This window comes from Streptomyces sp. HSW2009 (assembly GCF_040240285.1).
Classification (GTDB): Bacteria; Actinomycetota; Actinomycetes; order Streptomycetales; family Streptomycetaceae; genus Streptomyces.
The window spans coordinates 1-7008 of the sequence record NZ_JBEHZD010000433.1 but is presented as its reverse complement, the minus strand read 5'-3'; the positions used below and the strand labels follow the sequence as shown (position 1 = coordinate 7008).

The following is a 7008-nucleotide window of genomic DNA, read 5'->3' as shown; positions in this document are numbered from 1 at the left end:
CCCCCCCCGGCCGGGGGGGGGGGGGGGGGCGCCGGGGCCCCCCCCCGGCGGGGCGGCGGCGGCCCCGCGCCGGGGCCGGGGCCGCGGCCGTGCGCAGGTCGGGTGAGCCGGTCCGGCCCAGCGCTCCGTACAGCGCCACCGCGACCGTTGGTGCGGGCCGGCCGCGCCACACCGCCCGCTCGGCGAGCCGCACCACGCCGTCGGCCACCTGGTCCGGCGTGAGGTGGGCGGGGAACCAGCCGTCGGCGTACCGGATGACGCGCCGCAGCGCCGCCGGCGAGCCGCCGCCCACCCAGACCTGGGGCCACGGCACCCCGGCGGGCGGCGCGGGTTCCGGCGGGCCCACCTCGTCGGGCAACGGCACCCGCTCCCCGGCCAACAGCCGCGGCAGCAGCGCCAGCGCGGTGTCCGCGCGTAAGCCCCACGGCTCATCGCCCGCCCGCCGCGCCCCGCCGGGTCCGCCGCCGCAGCCACCCGCACCCCAGCCACTCGCGCCGCCGTCAGCCACCGCACCCGGACCGCCGTCACCCGCACCGGTGCCGCCCGCAGCCGCGCCGTCCATGACCGTGCCGTCCGCAGCCGCGCTGTCCGTGCCGACGCCGACGCCGAGTACGAGGCGGTCGCCCGCCGCGGTGCGCAGGTCGGCGACGTGTCGGGCGGTGCGGCCCAGCGAGCGGAGCGCGCTCGCGCCGAGCCCGGCGCAGATCCGCAGCCGCTCCGTGGCCGCGACCACCGGGGCCAGCGCGTCCGCCACACCTACCGGAGCACCCGGCGCGGCGTGTGCCAGGGCCGGCGGGTCCGCCGCGACCGTACGGGGCGGGGTGCCCGCCCTGCCGGCCCGGGCGCGCCGCCGGTCGGGTGGCCGCGCCGGGCCGCTTCCGATGCCGCCGTACGCGACGAGGTCGAGCCCCACGCTCTCGGCGTGCCGGGCGGCAGTGGCGAGGTCGAGCCGCTGCGCGTGCTGGACGGAGCGCGACGGCAGCACCGCGCCGATCGCCAGCCGGGGGAGTGCATGCGTCATGCCGTAAACGGTGCAACTTCAAGGCCACTTGAGGTCAATCCCGCCGGTGGCGAGGTGGGCGGCGGCCGGTCGCGACGCAAGGGACGCCGGGGTGCGCGGCGGGGCGTTCCGCGGGGACGGACCCCCATGAGCCATGGCAATTCCGGAGAAGCCTTCGCAAAGGGTTCTTCGCAAAAATGACTTTGCGAAGAACCCTTTGCGGTCTACGGTGACGGCATGAGCGAAGCGGAGCGGCGGCCCGATGGCCCCCGCCATGACGAGGAAGTGGCGGTCCTGGACGCCAAGGGGCTGCGCGCCCTGGCACATCCGGTGCGGGTGCAGTTGGTCGGGTTGCTGCGGAAGTGCGGCCCGTCCACGGCGACCCGGCTCGCGGAGCGGCTTGGCGTCAACTCCGGGACGGCCAGCTACCACCTGCGCCAACTCGGCGCAGCCGGGTTCGTCGAGGAGGACGCCGAGCTCGGCAACGCGCGCGAACGCTGGTGGCGCTCGGTGCACCGGACGACCCAGCTCAGCGACCCCGCCCTGACCCGCAGCGAGCCCGAGGCCACGCTCGGCTACCTCCAGTCCGTCGGCGCCGCCTACACCCTCCGTACGCAGCAGGCGCTGAACGAGTTGCCGGCCCTGCCCGAGGCGTGGCGGGGCACCTTCGACATGAGCGACTGGGACCTGCGGCTGACGCCGGCCGAGGCGGTGGCCCTGCGCCAGGAGTTGGCCGAGGTGGTCGCCAGGTACCGGCAGGACACCCCGGAAGCGGCGGCCGACGCCCCCGCAGACGCCGAGCGGGTCAGCCTGATCACCCAGGTGCTGCCCGAACTCGCCGCCCCCGCAGCCGCGCCCCCCACACCGCCGGAGGCCGTACGCGCAGAGCCCGTACGCGCAGAGCCCGTACGGCCGGAGCCCGCGCGGCCCGCCGCCGAGCCCGCCAACGAACCCACCACCGATCCTGCAAACGATCCCGCGAACCAAGACGCAGCCCAACCCGCCGCCAAAGAGCCCACCCAGCAGCCAGGAACGAAGGGGTCAACACCGTCATGAGCACCGCCCTGCCAGCGGCCGACCTGCCCGGTCACCGTTCCATGCGTCCGCTGATCGGCGTGCTCGCGGCCATCGCCGTGTCGCTGACCGGTACCCGGGTCTCGGTCGTCGCGCGCCCCTGGTTCGTCCTCGTCACCACGGGCAGCGCCACCCAGACCGGCCTGGTCGCCTTCTGCGAGATGACGCCGTATGTCCTGGTCAAGGCGTTCGCCGGGCCGCTGGTCGATCGAATAGGCCCGCGCGCCGTGTCCTGGACCACCGACCTGGTCAGCGCCAGTGCGGCTGCCGCCGTCCCGCTGTGCCACGTCTTCGACGTGCTGTCGCTTCCGCTGCTGCTCGTCCTGGTCGCCCTGATCGGCGCCGCGCGCGGCCCCGGCGACCTGGCCAAGGAAGTGATGGTCCCGGAGGCGGCCGAGCGCGCCGCGGTGCCGATGGAGCGGGCCACCGGGTTCGCCGGCGTGACGGAGCGGCTCGCCTCCACCGTCGGCCCGGCCGTCGGCGGCGGCCTGGTCGCGCTGATCGGCCCGCTCCCCGCGCTCGCCGTCAACGCCGGCTGCTTCGCGATGGGCTCGCTGATCATCGCCCTGCTGCTGCCGCGCGGCATGGGCCGGGCCCCCGAGCCGGCCACGGCCGACGCCGACGGGGAGGCCGGCGAGGCGGAGCCCGGCTACTGGCGCCGCTTCGGCGCCGGCTTCACCTTCCTCAAGGGCGACCCGCTGCTGCTCACCATCTGCGTCATGGTCGGCATCACCAACTTCCTCGACGCGGCGTTCAGCATGGTCCTGCTGCCCGTCTGGGCCAAGGAGTCCGGCCACGGGCCCTCGGTGATCGGCCTGGTGGGCAGCGTGCAGGGGGTGATGGCGGTGCTGGGCAGTCTGCTCGCCGCGCTGGCCGCGAGCCGGCTCAGCCGCCGGGTCGTCTTCTTCGTCGGCTTCCTGCTCGGCGGGGCGCCCCGGTTCTTCGCCCTGGCGTCCGACGGGCCACTCCTGTTCGTCCTGCCCGTCTTCGCACTCGCCGGCTTCGGCGCGGGCTTCCTCAACCCGGTGCTGGGGGCGGTCTTCTACGAACGCGTGCCGCGCACGATGCTCGGCCGGGTCCGTGCCCTGTCCACCTCGCTGGCCTGGGCCGGCATCCCCCTCGGCGGGCTGGCCGCGGGCGCGGCGGTGGCCTCGGTCGGCCTGCTGCCCGCCCTGTTGACCGCCGGCATCGCGTACTTCCTCACCACCAGCCTGCCGGCGCTCCGCCCCGAGTGGCGCGCGATGGACGAGCGCCGTGCGGCAGTCAGGGCCGCGGGCCAGGCACCGGCCCCCGGCAGCGACGACCCCGGCCGCGACGACCCCGGGCAGGGCGGCCCCGACCACGGTGGTCCCGGCCGTGGCGGCCCCGAGCCCGGCGGCCCCGAGAACCCCGCATCCGACCCCGCTCCCGACGCCCCGCGGGCACTGCTCTGACCCTGCCCCTGACACGACATCGCCCCTGACACGACACCGTCCCTGACACCGACCCGGCGCGCACCCCCTCCCGAGCCCCAGCCCGGGGCGGGCCCGCGCCGGGTCCGTACGCATGAGGCTGTACGCGTTGATCCGTACGCGTTGATCCGTACGCGTCGATCCGTACGCGGCGGGTCCGCGCACACGGGCCGTATGTGCCGGGCCGTACGCGTCGGGTTCGTACGGGCTGCCCCGTACGGACTGATCGGTACGCGCGCCGCCCCGTTCAGCCGGAGTTGCTGGCGCCGCCGCCGGAGCCGCCGGGGCCGTCGGGACCCTGTTCCTCGCGGTCGGCGACCCGTGAGGCCGCGCGGCGCAGTCGGGGGTGGCGGGTCGGGGTCTGCTCGGTCAGCGCGTCGCCGACCATGGCCCGCACCGCGTCCCGCAGTCCGTGCAGCGCGTGGTGGCGCGGCGGACCGGCGCCCGGGTCGCTGCGCAACTCCCGCAGCAGCGCCCAGCACAGCGCCAGCATCACCAGTACGAAGGGCAGCGCGACCAGGATCGTCGCGGTCTTCAGCGCCTCCAGGCCACCGGCGACCAACAGTACGGCGGCCACCGCGGCCATCAAGATGCCCCAGGCGACGACTAGCCAGGTACGTGGGTGCAGTGACCCCCGGCTGGTCAGCGAGCCCATCACCAGTGACGCCGAGTCGGCGCTGGTGACGAAGTACGTCATGATCAGCGCCATCGCCAGCCAGGCGGTCGCCGTGCCCAGCGGCAGCGCGTCCAGCATCTCGAACAGCGACGCCTCCGCACCGTTCTTGACCGCCTTCGTCAGATCGGCCGTGCCGCTGGTGTCCAGCCGGATGGCGCTGCCGCCCATCACGCAGAACCAGATCATCGTCGCGCCGCTGGGCACCAGGAGCACCCCGATCAGGAACTCGCGGATGCTGCGCCCGCGCGAGATGCGGGCGATGAAGGTTCCGACGAACGGCGCCCACGACAGCCACCACGCCCAGTAGAAGATGGTCCAGGCACCGAGCCAGCTCCGGTCGGTGAAGGCCCCCGTCCGCGAGGCCATCGGCAGCAGGTCGTTGAGGTAGCCGCCGACGCTCGCCGGAATGCTGTCCAGCACGTACACCGTGGGCCCGACCACGAAGACGAACAGCATCATCAGCGCCGCCAGCACGATGTTGAGCGTGCTCAGCCACTTGACGCCCTTGTGCAGCCCGGAGAACGCCGAGCCCACGAACGCCGCCGAGAGCGAGCCGATGATCACCAACTGCACCGTCTTGGTGTTGTCGAGCCCAGTGGTGAGGTTGAGCCCCTCGGCCACCTGGAGCGCGCCGAGGCCGAGGCTGGTCGCGGTGCCGAAGACGGTCGCGAAGACGGCCAGCAGGTCGATCGCCTTGCCCTGCCACCCGTCGGCCCGCCGCTCACCGAGGAGCGGTACGAACGCGGAGCTCAGCCGGTTGCCGCGGCCCTTGCGGAACACCGCGTACGCCAGCGCGAGCCCGGCCATGCCGTAGATCGCCCACGGCGTGAACGTCCAGTGGAAGAACGAGTACTCCATCGCCGTCCGCGCCGCGGCGCCCGTGCCCGGCCGCTCACCGCTGGCCGGTGGCGGGTCCGTGTAGTGCAGCAACGGTTCGCCGACGCCGTAGAACATGAGGCCGATGCCCATGCCGGCGCTGAACATCATGGCGATCCAGGCCAGGTTCCCGAACTCCGGCTCGTCCTCGTCACGGCCCAGCCTGATCCGGCCGAACCGGCTCAGGGCGATGAACAGGCACAGCGCCAGGAACACGTCGGCTGCGACCACGAACAGCCAGCCGAAGTTGGTGAGCACCCAGTTCAGGGCGGTGTCCGAGGTGTCCGCGAAGTTGTCCTTGGCGAACGCGGCCCACGCGACGGCGGCCAACACCGCCACCACCCCGATCCCGACCACGATGAGGTCGGGAGGCGGGTCGTGGTGGGCGCCCTGGCCCTCGTCCGGATCGGGTGGCAGTTCGGTCGACTGCGTCGGCGGGGTACTCATGGCGCCCCACTATGGTGCGACAAAGGGCGAGATGCCCCGTGGCGCGCCGTTGTCCGGCTACTCCGCCCGTCGGCGGCGCGGCCCATGGCGGATAGGCGCGCACCCGCTGCGGATAGGGTCACGGCGGCGCGCCCGCGGGGCGCGGAAGTCGGCCGCGGCGGAGAGGGGACCCACGATGAGGGAGGGCGCGCGCGAGCCGCACCCGAGGGTCAGCAATATCGATAAGTTGCCTTTGGTGTCGGCTGCCGCTCCGGCCGCCGCTCCGGCTGCCGCTCCGGCTGCCGCTCCGGCTGCCGCTCCGGCCGCCGGACTGACGGCCGCCCCGACCGACAGCGGTCCCGCAGCGGCCCCCATCGCCTCCTCCGCGGACGGACCCGCGGACGGTCCCACGCGCGGACCGGCGGACGGCCCCACGCGCGGCCCCGCCGAAGGCTCAGCCACCCCCTCCACCGCCCCGCCCGGCACCCCCGGCCGCTCCCCCCGCGTGCTGATCGCCGCGGACAAGTTCAAGGGCTCGCTGACGGCCGTGCAGGTCGCCGCGCACCTGACGACTGGGCTGCGTGCGGCGGTGCCGGGGGTACGGGTGGCCGCGCTGCCGGTCGCCGACGGCGGCGAGGGCACGGTGGACGCCGCACTCGCCGCCGGGTTCGAGCGCCGGGACCACCGCGTGACCGGGCCGCTCGGCGCGCCCGTGGACGCCGCGTACGCCCTGCGGGGGAGCGAGGCCGTGGTGGAGATGGCCGCCGCCTCCGGGCTCGGCCTGCTGCCCGCCTCGCAGCGGGCGCCGCTCACCGCGACCAGCCACGGCACCGGGCAACTGCTGCGCGCCGCGCTGGACGCCGGCGCCACCAGCATCGTCCTCGGCGTCGGCGGCAGCGCCAGCACCGACGGCGGCGCCGGCATGCTCAGCGCGCTCGGGGCCCGCTTCCTGGACGCGACGGGCCGCCCCGTCGGCCCCGGCGGTGGCGGCCTGCGCGACCTCGCCACCATCGACCTCACCGGGCTCGACGCCCGGCTGGCGACCACGGCCGTCACCCTCGCCAGCGATGTGGACAACCCGCTCACCGGCCCGCAGGGCGCCGCCGCCGTCTACGGCCCGCAGAAGGGCGCGGGACCGGCCGAGGGGGCGATCCTGGACGCGGCGCTGTGCCACTACGCACAGGTATGGGAGCCCGCGGCCGGCCCGAGCGCCGGTGCGTACGCCCGGGCGCCGGGGGCGGGGGCCGCGGGCGGCGTCGGATACGGGGCGCTGGTCGGGCTCGGCGCCAGGTTCCGGCCCGGCATCGCGGTACTGCTCGACGTGCTGGGCTTCGCCTCGGCGCTGGACCGGGCCGATCTCGTGATCACCGGCGAGGGGTCGCTCGACGCGCAGACCCTGCACGGCAAGGCGCCGGCCGGGGTGGCGGCGGCAGCCCGGGCGCACGGCGTGCCGGTGGTGGCCGTGTGCGGGCGGCTGGCGCTCTCCGCTGCCGACCTGGCCGGGG

General features: G+C 75.4%; 4 protein-coding genes and 1 pseudogene. 3 read left to right on the top strand and 2 right to left on the bottom strand.

Features of this window, described 5'->3' with window-relative positions:
* Positions 1-1021 (bottom strand): LLM class flavin-dependent oxidoreductase (locus AAHZ94_RS25410; RefSeq protein WP_349995518.1); only part of this gene is annotated, 1021 nt, incomplete at its 3' end.
* A 216-nt stretch (positions 1022-1237) separates the two neighbouring features.
* Between AAHZ94_RS25410 and AAHZ94_RS25405 the strand changes: the two are divergent.
* Both AAHZ94_RS25405 and AAHZ94_RS25400 read left to right on the top strand, forming a co-directional pair.
* Positions 1238-1873: pseudogene (locus AAHZ94_RS25405) on the top strand (ArsR/SmtB family transcription factor); the annotation flags it as partial.
* Positions 1874-2052: 179 nt separating this feature from the next.
* Positions 2053-3507, top strand: a complete 1455-nt coding sequence (locus AAHZ94_RS25400) for an MFS transporter (RefSeq protein WP_349995516.1) — start codon at positions 2053-2055, stop codon at positions 3505-3507.
* 265 nt (positions 3508-3772) lie between these two features.
* Here the strand turns inward: AAHZ94_RS25400 and AAHZ94_RS25395 are convergent, their stop codons facing one another.
* Positions 3773-5524 carry a BCCT family transporter gene (locus AAHZ94_RS25395; protein WP_349995514.1) on the bottom strand — a complete coding sequence of 584 codons (1752 nt, stop codon included), beginning with the start codon at positions 5522-5524 and terminating at the stop codon, positions 3773-3775.
* 484 nt (positions 5525-6008) lie between these two features.
* Here AAHZ94_RS25395 and AAHZ94_RS25390 point away from each other — a divergent pair.
* Positions 6009-7008 (top strand): glycerate kinase (locus AAHZ94_RS25390; protein WP_349995520.1); only part of this gene is annotated, 1000 nt, incomplete at its 3' end.

Excerpts from the sequence above, each read along its gene's own strand:
- AAHZ94_RS25400 (WP_349995516.1), top strand. The coding sequence starts at position 2,053 with ATGAGCACCGCCCTGCCAGCGGCCGACCTGCCCGGTCACCGTTCCATG.
- AAHZ94_RS25395 (WP_349995514.1), bottom strand. The coding sequence starts at position 5,524 with ATGAGTACCCCGCCGACGCAGTCGACCGAACTGCCACCCGATCCGGAC.